Genomic DNA, 19,182 nt, shown 5'->3' on the forward strand with positions numbered 1-19,182 from the left:
AAGCTGAAGACGATGACCAAGCGAATCTGGGACGATTTCCTGACCGAGCGCGACAAGCAGGTCTATGCGCAGGCCGGCTATGGCAAGCGCGGCGGCTTCGGCAAGCGTCCGGCCCTGTTCATCATCGACGTCCAGTACAATTTCTGCGGCGACAAGCCCGAGGACATCCTGGAGGGCCTCAAGCAGTACCGCACGCATTGCGGGCCCGAGGCCTGGGCGGCGGTCGAGCACATCGTGCCGCTGCTGGAGATGGCGCGCGAAAAGAACATCCCGGTCTTCTACACCGAGAGCGCCCGCCGGCCGGACATGATCGATTCCGGCGTGCAGGTCGGCAAGAACCATCGTGGTGCCGAGAAGACCTCGACCGAAGGCACGCATGCGACCCAGACAGTCGCGCCGCTGGCGCCGCGCCCGCAGGACATCCGCATCGGCAAGCGCAAGCCGTCCTGCTTCTTCGGCACCATCTTCATGAGCCATCTCAATTTCTTCGACGTCGACACGCTGATCCTGACCGGCTGCACCACCTCGGGCTGCCTGCGGGCGACCGCGGTCGACGCCTACTCCTATAATTTCAAGGTGGTTATCCCGGAGGAGACCGCGTTCGACCGCTTCCAGGCGAGCCACGCGATCAACCTGTTCGACCTCAACTGCAAATATGCCGACGTGATCCCGTCTGCCGAGGTGAAGGACTATCTCGGCGGCCTTTCCGTCCGCGACGACCTGCCGACCGGCGTTTCGGGCTGAAGCGCGGCCGTCATTGCGAGGAGCGATAGCGACGAAGCAATCCAAGGGCGGAAGTGCTCTACGAGCTGGATTGCTTCGCTTCGCTCGCAATGACGGAATTTTAGATCGCCCCGGATCTCCCTTCGGTCGCCCGGGATGACCAAAAATGTAAGTCGATCGCTGGAAGAGGACCCGCAGCCATGGCCGATCGCGAGATCATCGTCCCGGAATCGATGCGTGCCATCGTCGAGCGGGCCGGCTATGCGCCGGCCGTGCGCGTCGGCGAGATCGTCTATGTCGTCGGCCAGGTCGGCCGCACCGCCGATCTCCAGGTGATCGACGATCCGGCCGAACAGTTCGCTGCCGCCTGGGAGAATGTCCGGATCGTACTGGAGGCGGCCGGCTGTGGCTTCGCCGACATGGTCGACGTCACCACCTATCATGTCGGGATGGCGCGCCATATGGACGTGTTCCGCGAGGTCAAGAACCGCCTCGTCCCACGCGAGGGCTATGCCTGGACGCGGATCGGCGTCTCCGAGCTTGCCCATCCCGGCCTGCTGGTCGAGATCAAATGCGTCGCCCATCGGCCTGGCGGCAGTGGCTCCCGCTGAAGGATCGGCATGGTCCGTACGAATTGCCCCGGCCGTTCACCAGAGCGACGGTCGGGCAAAGGGGCGGGCAGTCTCGAAAGCCCGGCTCGCCCTCAGCACCTTCGCTTCGGCATAACGGGCACCGACGAGTTGCAGCGCGACCGGCAGGCCGTCTGGCGCAAGACCGCAGGGGATGCTCGCGGCCGGTTGCTGCGTCCAGTTGAAGGGGTAGCTGTAGGGGCTCCAGTCGAGCCATGACGACATGCCGCGCCCCGCCGGCACATCCGCGCCGGCCTCGAAGGCGGTCAGCGGCATCTGCGGTGTCACCAGCAGGTCATAGCGCTGATGGAAGGCGTTCATCGTGGCGGTCATGGCCTGGCGCGCCGCCACGGCATCGAGATAGGCGCTGGCGGAGAGCTCCAGCCCGGCGCGGGCCGTCGCGACGAAACCGGGATCGAGCAGGTGATGCCGCTCGGCCGGGATCTTGCGCAGGATCTGCGCCATGCTGGCCTGCCAGAGCTGCTCGAAGCCTTGACGGTGGTCGGGCAAGGGCGAGGCGATCTCCTCGACCTCTGCGCCGAGCTCGGTGAAGATGGCGACGGCCCGGCGAGCCATGACCTCGACCGCGGGATCGGGCATCGCCCCGCACAAGGTGGGGCAATAGGCGATGCGCCAGCCCTTCACGCCGGCATCCAGCTCCAGGCGGTAGTCGGTTCCGTCATAGGGCAGGGCGGTGCCGTCGCGCGGGTCGGGACCGGTCACCACGGTCAGCGTCAGTGCCGCATCCGCGACGCTGCGGGTCAAAGGGCCGTAATGGCCGACGCCGACACGGCCGTTCGGATAGGTCGGAACGCGGCCGAAGGTCGCCTTGAAGCCGTAGACGCCGCAGAAGGCGGCAGGGATGCGGATCGAGCCGGCGCCGTCCGAGCCGATATGGAGCGCGCCCATGCCGGTCGCAGCGGCGATGGCCGCGCCGCCTGAGCTGCCGCCGCAGGTCCGCTCCGGATTCCAGGGATTGCGACTGATGCCGCCGAGCGGGCTGTCGGTGATGCCCTTCCAGCCGAACTCGCACATGGTCGTCTTGCCGAGCAGCACGGCGCCCTGCTCGGCGAGGCGCGCGACGCAGGGCGCATCCTCAGCGCCCGGTCTGCCGGGCGTCGTCAGCGAGCCGTTGCGGGCCGGGAGGCCGGTCGTCAGGCACAGATCCTTGACCGTGACCGGAACCCCGTCGAGCAATCCGCGCGGATTGCCGGCACGCCAGCGCTCCTCCGACGCCCTGGCCTGGGCGAGGGCGCCGTCATGATCGACGATGAGGAAGGCGTTCAGGGCGGGGTTGAAGCGCTCGATCCGTGCGAGGCAGGAGCGGGTAACCTCGACGGGCGAGAGCGCTCCACTGCGATAGGCATCGAGGCAGTCGGCGGCCTGGAGCAGGCCCAGAGAGAGGTCGGTCATGGCGGGTGCTCCGCTGCGGAGCGCTAGCGCGCCATCCAGGCATTGAACCTGGCCTCGAGGTCCTCGTCATGGACGACCCAGAACTCGGTGTCGACGAAGAGCCCTTGGTCGAGATGGTTCGAGATCATGCCGGGATTGCGCTTGATCACCTCGGGATCGCGCGCGACCGAGACGTTCGAAGGTGAGATCGGCCAGTCCCGGGAGAGGTTGGTGAGCGGGGTGGCATCGGTGATGAACTGGACTATCCGCATCGCCTCGTCCCGGTGCGGCGTGCCGCGCACCACCGCCCAGAAATCATAGGAATAGAGCATGGTGTCCCAGAGGATCGGGTATTTCTCCGTCGGGACATTGGCTGCGGCCGTGCGGTTGATGAAGCCCAGCGCATAGGCGACCTCGCCGGAACCGACGAATTGCAGCGGCTGCGTGCCGGCCTTCCACCAGACGAGATGGGGCTTGATCTGGTCGAGCTTGGCGAAGGCGCGCTTCTGCCCTTCCGGCGTCGCCAGCACCTTGTAGACCTGATCCTTCGTCACGCCGTCGGCGAGCAGGGCGATCTCCAGCGTCATCTTGGCGGTCGAGCGCAGCGAGCGCTTGCCGGGGAATTTCTGCACGTCGAAGAACTCGGCATAGCTCTTCGGGCCGTTCGGGTAGCGTGTCTGGTCGTAGAACAGCGCCGCTCCCCAACCGACCGCGCCGGCGCCGCAGGCGACGGTGCCGCCAGGGATGAATTTCGCCTTGTCGATGATGCTCCAGTCGAGCTTCTCGAAGATGCCGTCGTCGCAGCCGCGCAGCAGTTCGGGCGCGTTGACCATGGCGACGTCATAGGTGACGTCCTTGTTGCGGACCATCGCATAGAGCTTGGCCATCTCGCCATTGTAGACGTCGTCCTTGACCGGGATGCCCCTGGCCTTGGCAAAGCCTTCGAAGAGATGCTTGCGGGCATTGTCCTGGAAGCCGCCGCCGAAGCCGGCAATGGTCAGATCTCGCGCCTGCGCCGCTCCTGCGGTGCAGGCGAAGAGAAGGGCGAGTCCGGTCCTGCGTAGGGTTGCCGAGATCGAGACCATGGAGCTCTCCCGCGCGTGGCCGCTGGCCGTTTAAGGTTATAATATCCTATCTTAGATACTATATACGCGGCGGCGCAAGAGCGTACGGCCGGGTTGCCCCAAGTCATACCAAGCCCGGCCGTGTCGCCGATTCAAGCGGTTGCGAGCTGCGGGCAGGCTCGCGTGAACAGCTCGCCGGGCTTCACACCGGCCTGCTTCATCATCCACCAGGCGCAGCAGAGATTGGACGAGAGCAGCGGCGGGGCCGAGCCTTCGGGGCGCGCCAGCATGGCCGGCAGGGTGATCATGCCGGTGCCGCTCATGACGATGGCGTCGATGCCGGCGGTCTCGACCTGGCGCAGGGCTTCCTCGACCTCTTCCGTCGTCAGCTCATAGGCGCGGAAGGTCTCGGAGACCTTGACCACCTGCGCGACGGTGAAGCCGGCGCCGGTCCAGTAGCCGGCGGCCTCCTCGGTGAGCCAGGCCGGATAGGGCGAGAACAGGCAGATGCGTTTCGCGTCGATCGCCTTCAGCGCATGGCGGATCGCGCCGCTCGCCGTCTCGACGGGAAAGCCCGACGCATTGGAGAGACATGCCGCCAATGCATCGTCGGCGCTGGCGCCAAGCCGGTAGCTCGGCCCGGTCAGCGCGACTGTCGCGGCGTCGAGCTTCAGGCTACCGAAGGTCTTCAGGGCCGGTTGGTAGGAGGCGATATAGGCGCGGTTGCGCTGCTCCAGCGTCGTGTCCGGCATCACCGGCAGTCGCGTGGCGTAGAGCCGGGCGCCCGAGGAGACCAGCCGGTTCATCTCCGGCTCGACGGTCGGGTTGGCCGGCGGGACGAGCACACCGAGCGCCGGCTGCGTGGCGAGTTGAGAAAGATCCATGATGTCCCTCAGGCAGCGCGGGCAGGGCGCTCGAGCATGTCGAGCATCGCGGCAGCGGCGAGATAGTCGATGGCGCTGCTGCGCGAGGCGGCGAGATCGCGCACCTTCTGCAGCCAGTCCTCGCCGCCGGCGACGTTGCGGTCGGTGCGCGGGATCAGCATCTCCTCGGCAATGCGCTTGCGTTCGGTCGCGGCCGCGACGACGAGCTCCGGCCGGTGCTCGCGCAAAGCGCGGATCATCGCCTCGGCAAGCGCCTTCGCATCGTGGATGCCGCAGTTCATGTTCATGCCGCCGCGGGTGTTGGTGACATGGGCGCCGTCGCCGGCGAGGAAGGCGCGGCCGACATGATAGTGCGAGGCAACGCGGCGGCTGGCGCCATAGACGTCGCGGCCGAGCACGGTCGGCGGCGTGATCCAGCTCGGCATGACCTCGCGGATGCGGTCGGCGAACCAGCCGTCCTGCAGCGCGGTCTCGTCGGGCACATCGCCCGGCACGCGGATGATGATGCGCCAGCAATCCGGCATCTTGAGGAAGCTCAGGGATTTCGGACCGTTGTGCAGATAAGTGATCGGCGCAATCCCCGGCAGCACGGTGTCGAGGTCGTCCGAGGTCATCACGCGCAGGACCTTGTGCGGATAGACCATGCCGTCGAAGGCGATGCCGAGCGCCTCGCGCACGGTGCTGCGGGCGCCGTCGGTGCCGAGCAGGTAGTCGGCGGCGATGGTCAGCTTCTCACCGTCGCGGTCGGCGGTGACGGTGACGCTGTTCTCATCCTGAGACAGCGCCTCGAAGCCGGCGCCGAACAGCACGCGGGCATTGGGGAGTGCCTCGATCTGCGCCAGCAGCAGCGGCGTCAGACGGGCCTGCTCGAGATGCAGCCGGAAGGGGAAAGGGGTGCGCTCGGAAAGATCGGCCAGGACGAACTCGGCGAAGGGACCTTCCGGCGTGCGGTACTGGATGCGCTTGACGATCTCGCCCTCGGCCAGCATCGGCTTGAGCACGCCGAGATCGTCGAGGATCTCCAGCGTCGCCGGGTGGAAGGTCGAGGCCTTGGAGGCGGCGGTGAGGGCGGCGCGCTTTTCGAGCACGACGACATCGACGCCCGCTCTGGCAAGGATCAGGGCCGCGACGAGCCCGACCGGCCCGGCGCCGGCTACGATCACTTGCGTTGTCAGGCTGGCGGTCATGGGCATCCTCCGCAGCGGCGTCATGCGGCCGTGCATTTATTTGTATTAAGTATGCTACTTAATATGTTTTGGCAAGAGCGACCTGAGACGACCGTCAGGTCTCTTCGGGGCCGAGCGCGAGGCAGTTCGCCGTTGCCCAGCCGACCGGGATGCGCTCGCCGCGCTGCAGAGCGGGCAGGCCGTCGCGGAAGGTCAGGCGGGCGGTGAAGCTGTCGGAGCCGCCGAGGCGCAGGCGCAGGCGGGTGTGGTCGCCGTAATAGATGAGCTCCTCGATCACAGCGTCGAAGCGGTTCTCGCCGGTGGCGGCCGGGCCGATCAGGACCTTTTCAGGCCGCAGCGCCAGCACGGCTTGTGCGCCGACCGGCAGGTCGGTGCCGGCCATGGCGCGGACCTCGCTGCCATCGGAGAGGCGCAAGCGGCACTGGGCGCCGTCGCGCTCTGCAATGGTGCCGTCGAGCCGATTGTTTTCACCAATGAAGGAGGCGACGAAGGCGTTGGCCGGCTTCTCGTAGATCTCGTTCGGCGGCGCCAGCTGCTGGATGCGGCCGTGATGGAAGACGGCGACGCGGTTCGACATGGTCAGCGCCTCGCCCTGGTCGTGGGTGACATAGACCACGGTGACGCCGAGCTGCTCGTGGATGTGTTTGATCTCGAGCTGCATGTGCTCGCGCAATTGCTTGTCGAGCGCGCCGAGCGGCTCGTCCATCAGCACGAGCTTGGGCCGGAAGACCAAAGCGCGGGCGAGAGCGACGCGCTGCTGCTGGCCGCCGGAGAGCTGCGTCGGGCGCCGGTCGGCGAGATGGCCGAGCTTGACCATGTCGAGCGCGCCGCGGACGCGCTCCTCGCGCTCGGCCCGGCCGACGCTCTGCATCTCCATCGGGAAGGCGAGGTTGGCGGCAACGCTCATATGCGGGAACAGCGCATAGTTCTGGAAGACCACGCCGATGCCGCGCCGATGGGCCGGGACATTGTTCAGCGGGCGGCCGTCGAAGGTGATGGTGCCGCCGGAGGGATCCTCGAAGCCGGCCAGCATCATCAGCGTCGTGGTCTTGCCCGAGCCGGAGGGGCCGAGCAGGGTGACGAACTCGCCGCGCTCGACCGCGAAGTCGAGCGACTTCACGACCTGCGTCGTGCCGTCATAGCTCTTGGTGACCTTGTCGAAGACGATGATGGGATCGCTCATGCTGGCACTCATGCGGTCGGGCCGGAGGGGGAGGCCCCGCGAGCCTGCGCGCGCTTCCGGATGAATTCGTTCAGGGCCAGCAGCAGCACCGAGAAGAGGATCAGCAGCACGGCGGCGGCGGCGATGGTCGGGCTCAGGAATTCGCGCAGGCCGGCATACATCTGGCGCGGCAAGGTGAACTGGCCGGGGCTGGCGATGAACAGTGCCACGATCAGTTCGTCGAAGGAGGTGGCGAAGGCGAAGAGCGCGCCTGTCGCCACGCCGGGCGCGATCAGCGGCAGCACGACGCGGCGGAAGGCGATCGCCGGGTTGGCGCCGAGGCTGGCGGCGGCGCGCAGCAGGTTCTGGTCGAAGGTCTGCAGCGAGGCCAGCACCGTCAGCAGCACGAAGGGCACCGACAGCACGGTATGGGCGAGGATCAGGCCGGTTAGGGTCGAACCGAGGCCGACGAGCGACAATGAGAAATACATGGCGATCGCGGTCACGATCACCGGCGTCACCATCGGCAGCGACAGGATGGCGAGCAGCAGCGCCTTGCCGCGGAAACGGCCGAGGAAGATGCCGAAGGCGGCGAGCGTGCCGAGCAGCGTCGCCAGGATCATGGTGGCGATGCCGACGACGAAGCTGTTCCAGGTGGCGCTGAGCCAGCGGCTGGAGCTGAAGAAGTCCTCGTACCAGCGCAGCGAGTAGCCCGGCGTCGGCAGCACCAGCAGTTCGCCGGAAGACAGCGAGAGCGGGAAGACGACGACGATCGGCGCCACCAGGAAGAGCAGGATCAGGGCTGTGGCGAGCGCCAGTGCGAGGCGTCCGGCCGAGAGCTTGCGCGCGGGAGAGGATGGAGTGGTGCCTGCCATCGCTCAGACCTTCACATTGCCGGAGCGGAAGCCGGGCACGATGAGCCGCGCGACGATGACGAGCAGCGCGGTCATCGCCATCAGCAGCGTCGCCAGCGCGGCGGCCATGCCCCAGTTTACCGAGGTGTTGGTGAAGAAGGCGATGAAGTAGCTGACCATCTGGTCGCCGGAGCCGCCGACCAGAGCGGGCGTGATGTAGAAGCCGACCGAGAGCATGAACACCATCAGCGATCCCGCGGCGACGCCGGGCATGGTCAGCGGCAGGTAGATGCGCAGGAAGCGGCGCCAGCCCGGCGCGCCGAGCGAGGCGGCGGCGCGCATATAGTCCGGCTTGATCCCCTTCATCACGCCGTAGAGCGGCAGGATGGCGAAGGGCAGCAGCACATGGACCATGGCGAGATAGACGGCGAATCGGGTGAAGATCATCGTCAGCGGCTGGTTGACGATGTCGAAGGCGAGCAGCAGCGCGTTGATCGGCCCCTCGCGCTGCAGGATGATGAACCAGGCGGTGGTCCGCACCAGGATCGAGGTCCAGAACGGGATCAGCACCAGCATCATCCCGGCATTGGCCCAGCCCTGCGGCAGGATCGAGAGGGTATAGGCGACGGGATAGGCCAGCAGCGCGCAGATCACCGTGACGATGAGGCTGATCTCGAAGGTGCGCCAGAACAGCGGCAGGAAGACCGCGTCCTCGGCGCAGGCATGGACGATGCCCTTGTCGGTCGGGCGCATATCGAGCGAGCGCAGCAGATAGAGCGAGGTCCAGGGTCCCGTGGAGCGCTTGAACAAACGCCAGAGCTCGGGCTCGCCCCAGCGCGGATTGAGCGCGATCAGGCTGTCTTTCACCGGCGGAGCGAGGCGAGCCGAGGCACGGGCAGCTTGCAGCAAGAGGCTGCGCAGGCCGGTCTCCTCGAAGTTCAGGCGGCTGAGGACGGCCCCGGCCTCCTGGTTCTGCTGCGCGTTACGCAACTCCTCGACGAAGGTGGCGAAGGCCTCGTCGGGCGGCAGGTCTTTGCCGTCCCAGGCGCGCAGGATTGTCGCGGTGCGGGGCAGGGCGGTCGAGAATTCGGAATCGTCGACCGCCCGATAGAGCGTCGCCCCGAGCGGGACGAGGAAGCTCAGCGTGACCAGGAGCAGGAGGGGCGCGATCAGCGCTGCCGCCAGCAGGTTCCGTCGTGACATGCTGAGCCCCCGTGCCCGCTCGACGGCTTACTTGGCCAGCCAGGCGTTGAAGCGGGCCTCGAGATCCTCACCGTGCTCGACCCAGAACTCGGTGTTGATGAAGAGACCTTCCTTGGCGTGGTTGGCGACCATGCCGGGGTTCTTCTTGATGACCTCGGGATTGTTGGCGACGGCGGTGTTGGCCGGCGACACCGCCCAGTCCTGCGCCAGGTTGGTCAGCGGCTTCTCGTCGGTCATGTAGCTGATCAGCTTCATGCCCTCGGCCTTGTTCGGCGAGTTGCGCACCACCGTCCAGTAGTCGAACGAGAACAGCAGCGTGTTCCACTGCACCGGGTACTTGGCGCCGCCTTCATTGGCGCGGATCGTGCGCCCGACATAGCCGACGGCATAGGCGGCCTCGCCCGAGCCGACGAGCTGCAGCGGCTGCGTGCCCGACTTCCACCAGACGACATGCGGCTTGATCTGGTCGAGCTTGGCGAAGGCGCGCTTCTGCCCGTCCGGCGTGGCCAGCACCTTGTAGACATCGGCGGCCGGCACGCCGTCGGCGAGCAGGGCGATCTCCAGCGTCATCTTGGCGCCGGAGCGCAGCGAGCGCTTGCCGGGGAACTTCTGAACGTCCCAGAGCTCGGCATAGTTCGCCGGGCCGGTGGGGTTACGGGCCTGGTCGTAGAACAGGCTGACGCCCCAGCCGACGGCGCCGGCGCCGCAGGCGGTGGTGCCGCCGGGGATGAACTTCTTCTGGTCGATGACGCTCCAGTCGAGCTTCTCGAAGACGCCATCCTCGCAGCCGCGGGCGAGCTCGGGCGCCTCGACCATGATCACGTCGTAGGTGACGTCGTTCGACTTCACCATCGAATAGATCTTGGCCATCTCGCCATTGTAGACGTCGTCGGCAACCTTGATGCCCTTCTCGGCGGCATAGCCCTGGAACAGGTGCTTGCGGGCATTGTCCTGGAAGCCGCCGCCGAAGCCGACCACCATCAGGTCGCGCGCCAAAGCGGGAGCCGCTGCCGCGGCCAGTCCGAGCGCGAACAGCCCCGCGCAGGCAAATCTCGTCGTCTTCATGCTCATCCCCTCGTTCTTATGGATATCAAGCCCGGGTTTCGACGGCCATCGACGGCAGCCCGGCTGCCACGTCAAGCCGCCTGCCACCCACGTGACAAGCGTATTGGTATTTTTGATATGATGATGATACATATCTGTCAACGGCTACCCGACGCCGTGCTCTCCAGGGACCTCCGATGACCGCAGCCACGCTCTCGCTCGATCCGATCTCGCCCGCGATCCGCCCGACCCAGCAGGATTCGGACCAGCGCTATCGCTATCAGCACTATATCGACGGCGCCTTCGTCGATCCGGCGAGCAATGCCTGGCTGGAGACTTCGGATCCGGTGACGGGCGAGGACTGGGCCTGGGTGGCGCGCGGCGATGCCGCCGACGTCGAGCAGGCGGTCACGGCGGCGCATCGCGCCTTCTCGGAAGGGGCGTGGCCGGCTCTGTCGGCTTCGGGCCGCGGCGCGCTGATGCGCAAGCTCGGCGACCTCATCACCGAGAACGCCGACTGGCTGGCGCGGGTCGAGATGCGCGACAACGGCAAGCTCTTCGCCGAGCTCACGATGCAGATGCGCTACATGGCGAACTACTACTACTATTACGGGGGGCTGGCCGATAAGATCGAAGGTACGGTGATCCCGACCGACAAGCCCGGCGTGTTCAACTACACCAAGCCGGAACCGATCGGCGTCGTCGCCTGCATCATGCCCTGGAACTCGCCGCTGCCCCTGACCAGCCTGAAGCTGGCGCCGGCGCTGGCGGCCGGCTGCACCGTCGTGCTGAAGCCATCGGAGTTCACCTCGGCCTCGCTGCTCGAATTCGTCAAGCTGGTCGAGGCGGCCGGTTTCCCCAAGGGTGTCGTCAACGTCATCACCGGCTTCGGCGCCGAGGTCGGCGACGCGCTGATCAGCCACCCGCTGGTCGAGCGCATCGCCTTCACCGGCGGGCCAGAAGCCGGGCGGATGATCAACGAGAAGGCCGCCCGGCACATGAAGCGGGTGACGCTGGAGCTCGGCGGCAAGTCGCCGAACATCGTCTTCGACGATGCCGAACTCGACCAGGCGGTGAAGGGCGCGGTCGCCGGCATCTTCGCGGCCTCAGGTCAGACCTGTGTCGCCGGCTCGCGCCTCTTGGTGCAGGACACGATCCACGACGCCTTCGTCGAGCAGCTCAAGGCTTTCATCGCCGATGTCAGGTTCGGCCACCCCTCCGATCCGGCGACGCAGGTCGCGCCGATCTCGACCAAGCCGCAGCTCGAGAAGATCAAGTCCTATGTCGAGATCGCCAAGTCCGAGGGCGCGCGCCTCGTCGCCGGCGGCGAGCCGGCCTCGGTGCCGGGCTATCCGAAGGGGCTCTTCTTCAAGCCGACCATCTTCGTCGACGTGAAGAACAGCATGCGCATCGCCCAAGAAGAGGTGTTCGGCCCGGTCCTGTCGGTGATCCGCTTCAAGGACGAGGACGAAGCGGTCCGCATCGCCAACGACACGCAGTTCGGCCTGGCTGCCGGCATCTGGACGCAGTCGATGCGCCGGGCGCTGACCATGGCGAACCGGGTCCGCGCCGGAACGGTCTGGGTCAACAACTACCGCTCGACCAGCACGACCTCGCCCTTCGGCGGCTTCAAGATGAGCGGTGTCGGCCGCGAGGGCGGCATCGCCGGCATCAGGGAGTACATGGAGACCAAGAGCGTCTGGATCTCGACGGCGACGGATATCCCGAACCCGTTCATCCGGCGCTGAAGCGCCAGCCCGACAGCGGCGCTCTCAGGACGCGCCGCTGTCGGTGATCATCGCCTTCCAGGGCGTGCCGAGGTTCTGGCCGTCGATCGAGTACTGCACGCGGTATTCGTAGCGGTCGGGCCGGTAGAGCGCCTGCAGCAATTCGATCAGGCGACCGTCCTCGTCGCGGACATGGCGGGTCATCGCCACCAGCGGCGTGCCAATCGCGACGTCGAGATGCGGCGCAATGTCGGAATCGGCGAGCACCGCCGTGATCTTCTCCTCGAAGCGGGCGAGCTTGACGCCCGCTGCGGCGAGCGTGGCGGAGACCGGCAGCGACGAGATCGCGGTGCGCGGCACCAGCGGGGCGAGGTCCGCAGGGAGATAGCAGAGGGTGTGCGAGATCGGTGAGCGCTCGTCGCCCCGGACGCGCTCGATCCGCAAGAGCTCCGTGCCATCGGCGATCTCGAAGGTCTGGGCGAGCAAGGGCGAGGGCCGGACGAAATCATAGGCCAGCAAGGCGATCTTCGTCTTGCGGGCGAGGGAAATCTGGTTGTTGAGCAGCTGGCTTGCGGGCTCGCCCGCCTCGTTGGCCGGCGTCAGCGGAAAGGTGCCGCGACCGCGCTGGCGCAGGACACGCCCCTCGCGCTCCAGCCTCTCCATCGCCTTGCGGATGGTGACCCGCGATACGCTGAAGGTCTCGGCGAGGTCGTCCTCGCTCGGGATCGGGGAGCCCTGCGGATAGGAGCCGTCCATGATCTTTTGGAGCAGCATGACGTAGACGCGGTGATAGAGCGGGATGACATCCCGTTCCGACGAAGGCCGCTCAGCCGCCGTACCCGTCTGCGGTCTCGCCATGGATTGCCTTCCCGGATTCGTCGTGGGGGAATCGCTAGCATGTATGGTCTGGAATACCAATCAGGCCCGCTGCTCGCGGAAGTATGTTGTATTATGTTTATATCATTGATACCTATTTTGCTGTTTTGATGCCACCGACGCCTATGTGAGACAGTGATGAGTGACAGCCTCGACGCCGCAGACCGCCAGCGCTTTGCCGGCTCCTATGCGCATCGCAAGAACGCACTGTCCCATCTCGCCTATGGTGTCTCCTCGACCCCGCGCGCGACGCAGAATCCGGTGGCGATCACGGTCGAGCGCGGCGAGGGCGCCCATGTCGTCGACGTCGATGGCAATCGCTTCATCGATTACGCCCTCGGCTACGGCCCGTTGATCCTCGGCCACACGCCGCCTTCGGTGATCGCTGCCGTCCAAGGCGAGCTCGGTCGCGGCCTGCGGACCGCGAGCGTGCACCGGGGCGAAGCGGAGCTGGCCGAGCTGATCGCGGCCTGCGTGCCTTCGGCCGAGCAGACGAGCTTCGTCAGCACCGGCACCGAGGCGATCCAGCTCGCCTTGCGCGTCGCGCGCGCTGCGACCGGGCGCGTCAAGATCATCAAGTTCCGGGCCAATTATCATGGCTGGGCCGACGGCATCCATGTCGGCAATGCGATCGGGCAGGACGGCGCCTCGGCGCTCGGCCAGGATCCGCAGGCGGCCCAGAGCGTGACGCTGCTGGATTGGGGCGATGCCGAGCAGGTCGAGGCGGTGCTCGATTCCAGCTTCGCCGCGGTCATCGTCGAGCCGGCCGCGATCAATGGCGGCTGCTTCGAGCCGCCAGCCGGCTTCCTGGAGCGGCTGCGGAAGGCAACGCAGCGCTGCGGCGCGCTGCTGATCTTCGACGAGGTGATCACCGGTTTCCGCCTCGCTCTCGGCGGCGCGCAGGAACGCTATGGCGTGACGCCCGATATCAGCGTGCTCGGCAAGGCGCTCGGCGCCGGCCTGCCGATCAGCGCGGTCTCGGGCAGCCGTGCGGCGATGGAGATCCTGTCGAGCGGCCGGCTGATGCATCGCGGCACCTTCAACGGCAACCCGCTTTCGGTGGCGGCTGCGATCGCTTGTCTCAAGGTGCTGCAGGCGGAGCGCGGGGAGATCTATCCGCGCATGGACGGATTCGCGGCGCGGCTATGCGGGTTCCTGAACGATCAGGCCACGCGTCGCGGCGTTCCGGTCCGGGCGCGCCAGGTCGGGGCGGCGTTGCAGATCTTCGCCGCCAACGGGCCGGTCGAGACGCTGCGCGATACGGCGAAGGTCGACAAGGACAAGACGCTGGTCTTCACCGGCGCCTTGCTCAGACAGGGGGTGATGACCCTGCCGCGCGGTCTCTGCTACCTGTCATCTGCCCACAGCCTGGCCGATATCGAGGCGACCGAGGCGGCGATCGCGGCCGCGATGGAGACGATGGCGCAATCGTCGGCCGCGTGAGGCGACGCAGCCAGTTCGCCACGCGTCTCTCGGACGGAACGTGGCGATCCAGCCATTTGTCACAGCACTGGACCGAAAAGCGGAACCCAGTTCCCGGTCCGATGCTCAGCCTCAGGATTGCAGCATCTTGAAGTGGCTGCAGTATTCCCGGTAGCTCGACTGCAGGATCTTCTCGCCGCCGCGAATCTTCAATGTCTCGGCGACGGCGAGACCCAGCTCCTTCGCCTGCTCTCCCGGCTCGTCCTGCGTCGCGACGACCCGCTCATGGCCGTCGAGCGAGGTGATCTGGGCCTGCAGGCTCAGCCGCTCGTCCTGCCAGTTGCAGACGGCGCCGACGGGCAGGCTGCAGCCGGCTCCGAGCGCATGCATCATCTCGCGCTCGGCATCGACCTCGGCCCTGGTCTTGCGGCACTCGATCGAGCGCAGGATCTCGACCAGCTCGGTATCTTCGCCGCGCGCCTCGATGCCCAACGCGCCCTGGCCGACGGCATAGGGAAACGCGACGGGGTCGAGGAATGCCGACGACTTGCTCCCGAGACCAAGCCGCTCCAGCCCGGCATGAGCCAGGATGACGGCGTCGAGCGCATCGTCGCCCTCGATCTTGGCGAGCCGCGGGCCGATATTGCCGCGGATCGGGACGACGGTGACGTCGGGCCGCAGGCTCAGGATCTGCGCGCGGCGGCGCAGCGAGCCGGTTCCGACCCGCGCACCTTCCGGCAGGTCTTCGAGCGCCGAGCCACACAGGACATCGCGCGGATCCTCGCGCTTGGGCACTGACGCCAGGACGAGTCCGTCGCGAAGGAGGGTCGGCAGATCCTTAAGGGAGTGGACGACGAAATCGACGTCCTTGCGGAGCAGTTGCTCCTCATGCTCGGTCGTGAAGACGCCGATCATGCCGAACTGGTGGAACTCGGAGACCCTGTCGCGATCGGCGACCGTCGAAATCGGGCAGATCTCGAATTCGATGTGCGGATGCAATGCCTGAATTGAACCAATTACAAAGTTGGTTTGCGTCATGGCAAGGGGGCTGCGGCGGGTGCCAACGCGAAGAAGCATAATTCGTGTAACCTGTTTGCGCCGTGCACGCGCGATCGGCCCCCGTCTAGCAGCTGCGATCCCGGAGTGAAAGTGCGGCAGATTCGCCGGCTCGGGAGTGCTCGCAAGGGGCTTTTTCCGATGCCGCACGCGCTGAAAATGTCGGGAAAGGCCGCTCCCATTCCTCCGCTGCCATCTCCTCTCGACGCGAACGGGCGGAGCATGCAAATTATCCACCAGGGAGCGGCCGGCTCCTTCCTTCATCTGGTTCGCCGCATGCATCGCCGCTCCCTCCTGGTTGCCCTGGCATCATGCGGCCTTGCGATATCGGGGCGGTCGGCTCGCGCGGCAGAGCCGGCCAAACGGATTGCGATGTTGATCGGGTTGCCGCTCGACCATCCCATCGTGAGGGCGCGCGTGGCCGAGATCTATCGGCTGCTGGCGGAGCGGGGCTGGGTCGAGGGCAAGAATCTGCGGGTCAGCTGGAGAGTCTGGGGAACCAGCGAGGCGGACCTTGCCCTAGGCGCCGCCGAGGTGGTCGCCGAGAACCCGGACATCATCGTCGTCGGTTCCAGCGCCGAGACCGCTGCCGTGCTGGCGAAGACCCGGCGGATCCCGGTGCTGTTCGGGACGGCCTCCGATCCCGTCGGGAGCGGCTTCGTGCGCTCGCTCGAACGCCCCGACGGAAACGCCACGGGCTTCAGCAACAACGACCCCGCCATGTCGGAGAAGTGGGTCGAGCTCCTGACCGAGATCGCGCCGGCGACGCGGCGCATCGGCGTGGTCTTCAATCCTCACTCGACGCCGGCGGCCGGCGCGACTTATCTCGCGCGCCTGCAGGCGGCGGCGACTGGCGGCGGGCCGGCCTTCGAGACGATCCACGTGACCGAACCTTCCGCGATCGACAGCGGGATCACGGGATTCGCAGGCAAGGGGGCGGGAGGCGGCCTGGTCTTCCTGCCGGACAGCTTCACCTACCGAAACGCGGCGCTCTGCACTGCCACTGCGGCGCGCCTGGCCCTGCCCGCCGTCTACCCGTTCGACACCTTCACCTTGCAGGGCGGGTTGATGTCCTATGCCGGGGCGCGGGAGGAGACGGCCGAGATGCTGACCTCCTATATCGACCTCATCCTGCGCGGGGCCGACGTCGCCGAACTGCCGGTGCAATTCTCGCGCAGCTTCGAATTGGTCATCAACGAGAAGGCCGCTGCGGCCCTGGGGCTGAGCCTGCCGGCCTCGCTGCGGATCCGTGCGCAACGGATCCTGTCGTGACGCAGGATCGCTCGGCAGGGCAGGAGGGCGCGCCGCGCCGGCGCGGCGAACTCTCCCGCAAATATGCGCTCTTCGTCGGCCTCGCCATCTGTCTTGCGCTCGGGCTCAACGCGGCGATCGCGGCCTTCTTCGCCTTCTCCGACCAGAGGGCCCTGCTGGTCCGCGTCCAGCAGGAGCAGGCCAGGGCGGCGGCCCAGAGGATCGGCGCTTTCGTCGCCGACATCATGGGGCATCTCGACTGGGCCTCTCAAAGCGGCGCCAGCAGCAATTCGCCGGAGGAGCGCCGGCTCGACGGCCTGCGCTTGATGCGGCAGGTTCCCGCCGTCCTCGAATTGCGGCAGATCGACCCGGCGGGGCGCGAGCAGCTCCTCCTGTCGCGCTACGCGCGCGATCGGGCGGATGGCGGCACCGACTGGTCGGCTGATCCTGGCTTCCAGGCGGCCCTGGCACAGGGCAGTTTCTACAGCGAGGTCGAATTCCGGCGTGGCTCGGAACCGCATATGGTGCTGCTCAAGCGGGCGGCGTCGCCTCCCCACTGGGTCGCGCGGGCGACCGTCAATCTCGTTTTCATCCGGGAGCTGGTCTCCCGCCTCAAGGTCGGCGAGGCCGGCCGCGCCTATATCGTCACCCGCTCCGGGCGCCTGATCGCTCATCCCGACCTGCGCTTCGTGCTGCGCAATACCAATCTCGCCGCGCTTGTGAACGCGCATGAGGCAGCCGGAGCGGCCAGAGCCGGGCTTTCGGTGACGGATATCGAAGGCCGGCGCGTCCTGTCGGTGATGGCTCCGGTTCCGGACCTCGACTGGAACGTGGTGATCGACCTGCCGGAGAGCGAAGCCTTCGCGCCGATCCATGCATCGATCCTGCGTTCACTCGCGGTGCTGCTCGTGGCCCTGCTGGTCGCGGTGCTGGCCGGCATCATGCTCAGCCGGAGGCTGGTGGCGCCGATCAAGGTGCTTGGCGAGGGGGCGGCGCGGATCGGTCGCGGCGAGCTCGACGCGCGGATCGCGATCCGCACGGGCGACGAGCTGCAGGAGCTGGGCGAGCAGTTCAACGTGATGGCCGGGCGCCTGGCGGAAAGCCGGGCCGTGCTGGAGGACAAGGTTGCCGAGCGCACCGCGGCGCTCGAGCAGGCGCTGCAGCTCGCCTCCGCCGGGCAGAAGACGGCGGAGGAGGCGACGCGGGCCAAATCCCGGTTCCTGGCGGTGGTCGGTCACGATATCCGCACGCCGCTCGCCGGCGTGCTCGGCGTCCTCGAGCTGATCGACCGCCGCCGCATGAGCCAGCGCGACCGCCGCCTCGTCGCCATGGCCGCGACCTCGGGCGAGGCGCTGGTCGACCTCGCCAATGCGACGCTCGACCTGTCGCGGCTGGAGGCCGGGACCGAAGGGCTCGATCGGCGGGACTTCGACCTCGGGCCCCTCCTTGGCGCTGCGGTGGCGCTGATGCGGCCGTTGGCCGAGCAGAAGGGCCTTGTCCTGACGCTGCGTTCGCCGCCCGAAGGGCTGCGCCTGCACGGCGATGCCGGCAAGATCCACCGGATCCTGGTCAACCTGCTGCGCAATGCGATCAGCTTCACTGAAGCGGGAAAGGTGGAGCTCGGGGCCGAATTCCAGCGCGCCTCGGCGGGGAAAGGCCTCGAACTGACTTTGACCGTTCGCGATACCGGCATCGGGATCGATCCGGCCATGCAACGGCAGATCTTCCAGGATTTCGTGCAGGTCGATCCGGAAACCGGGCGGCGCAATGGTGGCGTCGGGCTCGGCCTGGCGATCTGCAGCAAGCTGGCCGAGCTGATGGGCGGCTCGATCTCCGTCGTCAGCGCCAGAGGACAGGGCAGCACCTTCTCGGTCAGGCTGCCGGTGACGGCGGCCAAGGCTGCCGCCCGGCCAGGCGAGTTGGCGACGGGGCAGTTGCAGACGATTCTCGTGGTCGACGACGACCCTGTGACGCGGGAGGTCGCGCGGCTCATGGTGGGCAAGGCCGGCCACAAGGTGCAGGCCGCGGCTTCCGGCGAGGCCGCGCTGAAGACGCTGCGTCGGCGGTCCTTCGATCTCGTGCTGCTCGACATGCACATGACCGGGATCGACGGCATCGAGACCACCCTGGCGATCCGTGAAATCACCGGCATCGCGCAGCCGCGCATCGTCGCGCTGACGGCCGATGTCTCGCCGGAGACGATGCGGCGCATGCGTGCAGCGGGATTGACCACGATCCTGTCGAAGCCGATCACCTCCGCCGCCCTGCTGCAGGTAATCGGGCGCGGTAGCAGCCGCGGTGGCCGGAGCCAGGTCGTGGCGCTTTCGGCCGAGCAGCCTGTCGATGCGGGCTTCTTCGGGACGCAGCGCCGCCTGATCGGCCATGAGCGCACGCGGCAACTCGTGGTGCTGTTCGCGACCGTGTCCGGGGCGATCCTGACACAGATGCAGGCCGCCCTGCCGGTGTCAGACCGGAGCGAGCTGCGGCGGCTGGCGCATCAATTGGGGAGCTCGGCCGGGGCGGTCGGACTCGGGCAGGTCCTTGCCCTCGCGAGCGCGCTCGAACGCGATGCGGCGAAAGCCGACCGGGAAGCGCTCATCGCTGCGGTCGAGGCGCTCGGGCTGGCCCGCAGCGACGCCCTGGATGCTTTGGCCGGGCTGGAGGAGGAGGCACCGGCGGCGGCCGGTGCGGTTTGAGACCGGGCAGCC

Annotated in this window: 16 protein-coding genes; 6 read left to right on the forward strand and 10 right to left on the reverse strand. The window is 67.3% G+C overall.

Annotation, left to right across the window (positions count from 1 at the left end; translation table 11 throughout):
- The first annotated feature begins 12 nt into the window (after window positions 1–12).
- Both AC1DS0_RS20250 and AC1DS0_RS20255 read left to right on the forward strand, forming a co-directional pair.
- Entirely contained in the window at window positions 13–744 is a 732-nt protein-coding gene (locus AC1DS0_RS20250) for an isochorismatase family protein (protein WP_476816086.1), read from the forward strand.
- Window positions 745–923: 179 nt separating this feature from the next.
- A complete protein-coding gene (locus tag AC1DS0_RS20255; protein WP_476816087.1) occupies window positions 924–1,334 on the forward strand; it encodes a RidA family protein in 411 nt (136 codons plus the stop codon).
- Window positions 1,335–1,370: 36 nt separating this feature from the next.
- Here AC1DS0_RS20255 and AC1DS0_RS20260 read toward each other — a convergent pair whose 3' ends face one another.
- The 8 genes from AC1DS0_RS20260 to AC1DS0_RS20295 all read right to left on the reverse strand — a co-directional run bounded on the left by AC1DS0_RS20260 (window position 1,371) and on the right by AC1DS0_RS20295 (window position 10,163).
- Window positions 1,371–2,765 (reverse strand): amidase, encoded by a 1,395-nt coding sequence (locus AC1DS0_RS20260; protein WP_476816088.1) that lies wholly within the window; start codon window positions 2,763–2,765, stop codon window positions 1,371–1,373.
- Between the two features lie 23 nt (window positions 2,766–2,788).
- Complete coding sequence (locus AC1DS0_RS20265; RefSeq protein WP_476816089.1) at window positions 2,789–3,829, reverse strand: extracellular solute-binding protein; 1,041 nt, start codon at window positions 3,827–3,829, stop codon at window positions 2,789–2,791.
- Window positions 3,830–3,960: 131 nt separating this feature from the next.
- Window positions 3,961–4,692, reverse strand: coding sequence for a maleate cis-trans isomerase family protein (locus tag AC1DS0_RS20270; RefSeq protein WP_476816090.1), 732 nt, complete (start codon window positions 4,690–4,692; stop codon window positions 3,961–3,963).
- Between the two features lie 8 nt (window positions 4,693–4,700).
- Window positions 4,701–5,879: an FAD-dependent monooxygenase gene (locus AC1DS0_RS20275; RefSeq protein ID WP_476816091.1), complete on the reverse strand. Its 1,179-nt coding sequence runs from the start codon at window positions 5,877–5,879 to the stop codon at window positions 4,701–4,703.
- 94 nt (window positions 5,880–5,973) lie between these two features.
- The gene (locus tag AC1DS0_RS20280; protein ID WP_476816092.1) at window positions 5,974–7,062 is read right to left on the reverse strand and encodes an ABC transporter ATP-binding protein; all 1,089 of its coding nucleotides are present in this window, start codon (window positions 7,060–7,062) and stop codon (window positions 5,974–5,976) included.
- Window positions 7,063–7,070: 8 nt separating this feature from the next.
- Entirely contained in the window at window positions 7,071–7,916 is an 846-nt protein-coding gene (locus tag AC1DS0_RS20285; RefSeq protein WP_476816093.1) for an ABC transporter permease, read from the reverse strand.
- 3 nt (window positions 7,917–7,919) lie between these two features.
- A complete protein-coding gene (locus tag AC1DS0_RS20290) occupies window positions 7,920–9,098 on the reverse strand; it encodes an ABC transporter permease (RefSeq protein ID WP_476816094.1) in 1,179 nt (392 codons plus the stop codon).
- 27 nt (window positions 9,099–9,125) lie between these two features.
- On the reverse strand, window positions 9,126–10,163 hold the full coding sequence (locus AC1DS0_RS20295; RefSeq protein WP_476816095.1) for an ABC transporter substrate-binding protein: 1,038 nt from the start codon (window positions 10,161–10,163) through the stop codon (window positions 9,126–9,128).
- A 176-nt stretch (window positions 10,164–10,339) separates the two neighbouring features.
- Between AC1DS0_RS20295 and AC1DS0_RS20300 the strand changes: the two genes are divergently transcribed.
- Window positions 10,340–11,890, forward strand: coding sequence for an aldehyde dehydrogenase (locus tag AC1DS0_RS20300; RefSeq protein ID WP_476816096.1), 1,551 nt, complete (start codon window positions 10,340–10,342; stop codon window positions 11,888–11,890).
- Between the two features lie 24 nt (window positions 11,891–11,914).
- Here the strand turns inward: AC1DS0_RS20300 and AC1DS0_RS20305 are convergent, their stop codons facing one another.
- Window positions 11,915–12,727 (reverse strand): GntR family transcriptional regulator, encoded by an 813-nt coding sequence (locus AC1DS0_RS20305; protein WP_476816097.1) that lies wholly within the window; start codon window positions 12,725–12,727, stop codon window positions 11,915–11,917.
- A 156-nt stretch (window positions 12,728–12,883) separates the two neighbouring features.
- Between AC1DS0_RS20305 and AC1DS0_RS20310 the strand changes: the two genes are divergently transcribed.
- Window positions 12,884–14,188 carry an aspartate aminotransferase family protein gene (locus AC1DS0_RS20310; protein WP_476816098.1) on the forward strand — a complete coding sequence of 435 codons (1,305 nt, stop codon included), beginning with the start codon at window positions 12,884–12,886 and terminating at the stop codon, window positions 14,186–14,188.
- Window positions 14,189–14,299: 111 nt separating this feature from the next.
- On the opposite strand, the gene hemC is transcribed toward AC1DS0_RS20310, so the two are convergent.
- The gene (gene hemC, locus AC1DS0_RS20315) at window positions 14,300–15,244 is read right to left on the reverse strand and encodes a hydroxymethylbilane synthase (RefSeq protein WP_476816099.1); all 945 of its coding nucleotides are present in this window, start codon (window positions 15,242–15,244) and stop codon (window positions 14,300–14,302) included.
- Between the two features lie 120 nt (window positions 15,245–15,364).
- Between hemC and AC1DS0_RS20320 the strand changes: the two genes are divergently transcribed.
- Complete coding sequence (locus AC1DS0_RS20320; RefSeq protein WP_476816100.1) at window positions 15,365–16,495, forward strand: ABC transporter substrate-binding protein; 1,131 nt, start codon at window positions 15,365–15,367, stop codon at window positions 16,493–16,495.
- Window positions 16,492–19,170 (forward strand): ATP-binding protein, encoded by a 2,679-nt coding sequence (locus tag AC1DS0_RS20325; protein WP_476816101.1) that lies wholly within the window; start codon window positions 16,492–16,494, stop codon window positions 19,168–19,170. Before AC1DS0_RS20320 ends, AC1DS0_RS20325 begins: the two co-directional genes overlap by 4 nt.
- The last annotated feature ends 12 nt before the right edge of the window (window positions 19,171–19,182 follow it).

The organism is Allobosea sp. P4_H5 (genome assembly GCF_056400825.1).

Excerpts from the sequence above, each read along its gene's own strand:
- hemC (WP_476816099.1), bottom strand. The coding sequence starts at position 15,244 with ATGCTTCTTCGCGTTGGCACCCGCCGCAGCCCCCTTGCCATGACGCAA.
- AC1DS0_RS20280 (WP_476816092.1), bottom strand. The coding sequence starts at position 7,062 with ATGAGCGATCCCATCATCGTCTTCGACAAGGTCACCAAGAGCTATGAC.
- AC1DS0_RS20265 (WP_476816089.1), bottom strand. The coding sequence starts at position 3,829 with ATGGTCTCGATCTCGGCAACCCTACGCAGGACCGGACTCGCCCTTCTC.
- AC1DS0_RS20320 (WP_476816100.1), top strand. The coding sequence starts at position 15,365 with ATGCCGCACGCGCTGAAAATGTCGGGAAAGGCCGCTCCCATTCCTCCG.
- AC1DS0_RS20250 (WP_476816086.1), top strand. The coding sequence starts at position 13 with ATGACCAAGCGAATCTGGGACGATTTCCTGACCGAGCGCGACAAGCAG.
- AC1DS0_RS20295 (WP_476816095.1), bottom strand. The coding sequence starts at position 10,163 with ATGAAGACGACGAGATTTGCCTGCGCGGGGCTGTTCGCGCTCGGACTG.
- AC1DS0_RS20260 (WP_476816088.1), bottom strand. The coding sequence starts at position 2,765 with ATGACCGACCTCTCTCTGGGCCTGCTCCAGGCCGCCGACTGCCTCGAT.
- AC1DS0_RS20270 (WP_476816090.1), bottom strand. The coding sequence starts at position 4,692 with ATGGATCTTTCTCAACTCGCCACGCAGCCGGCGCTCGGTGTGCTCGTC.
- AC1DS0_RS20305 (WP_476816097.1), bottom strand. The coding sequence starts at position 12,727 with ATGGCGAGACCGCAGACGGGTACGGCGGCTGAGCGGCCTTCGTCGGAA.
- AC1DS0_RS20290 (WP_476816094.1), bottom strand. The coding sequence starts at position 9,098 with ATGTCACGACGGAACCTGCTGGCGGCAGCGCTGATCGCGCCCCTCCTG.
- AC1DS0_RS20310 (WP_476816098.1), top strand. The coding sequence starts at position 12,884 with ATGAGTGACAGCCTCGACGCCGCAGACCGCCAGCGCTTTGCCGGCTCC.
- AC1DS0_RS20275 (WP_476816091.1), bottom strand. The coding sequence starts at position 5,879 with ATGACCGCCAGCCTGACAACGCAAGTGATCGTAGCCGGCGCCGGGCCG.
- AC1DS0_RS20285 (WP_476816093.1), bottom strand. The coding sequence starts at position 7,916 with ATGGCAGGCACCACTCCATCCTCTCCCGCGCGCAAGCTCTCGGCCGGA.
- AC1DS0_RS20300 (WP_476816096.1), top strand. The coding sequence starts at position 10,340 with ATGACCGCAGCCACGCTCTCGCTCGATCCGATCTCGCCCGCGATCCGC.
- AC1DS0_RS20255 (WP_476816087.1), top strand. The coding sequence starts at position 924 with ATGGCCGATCGCGAGATCATCGTCCCGGAATCGATGCGTGCCATCGTC.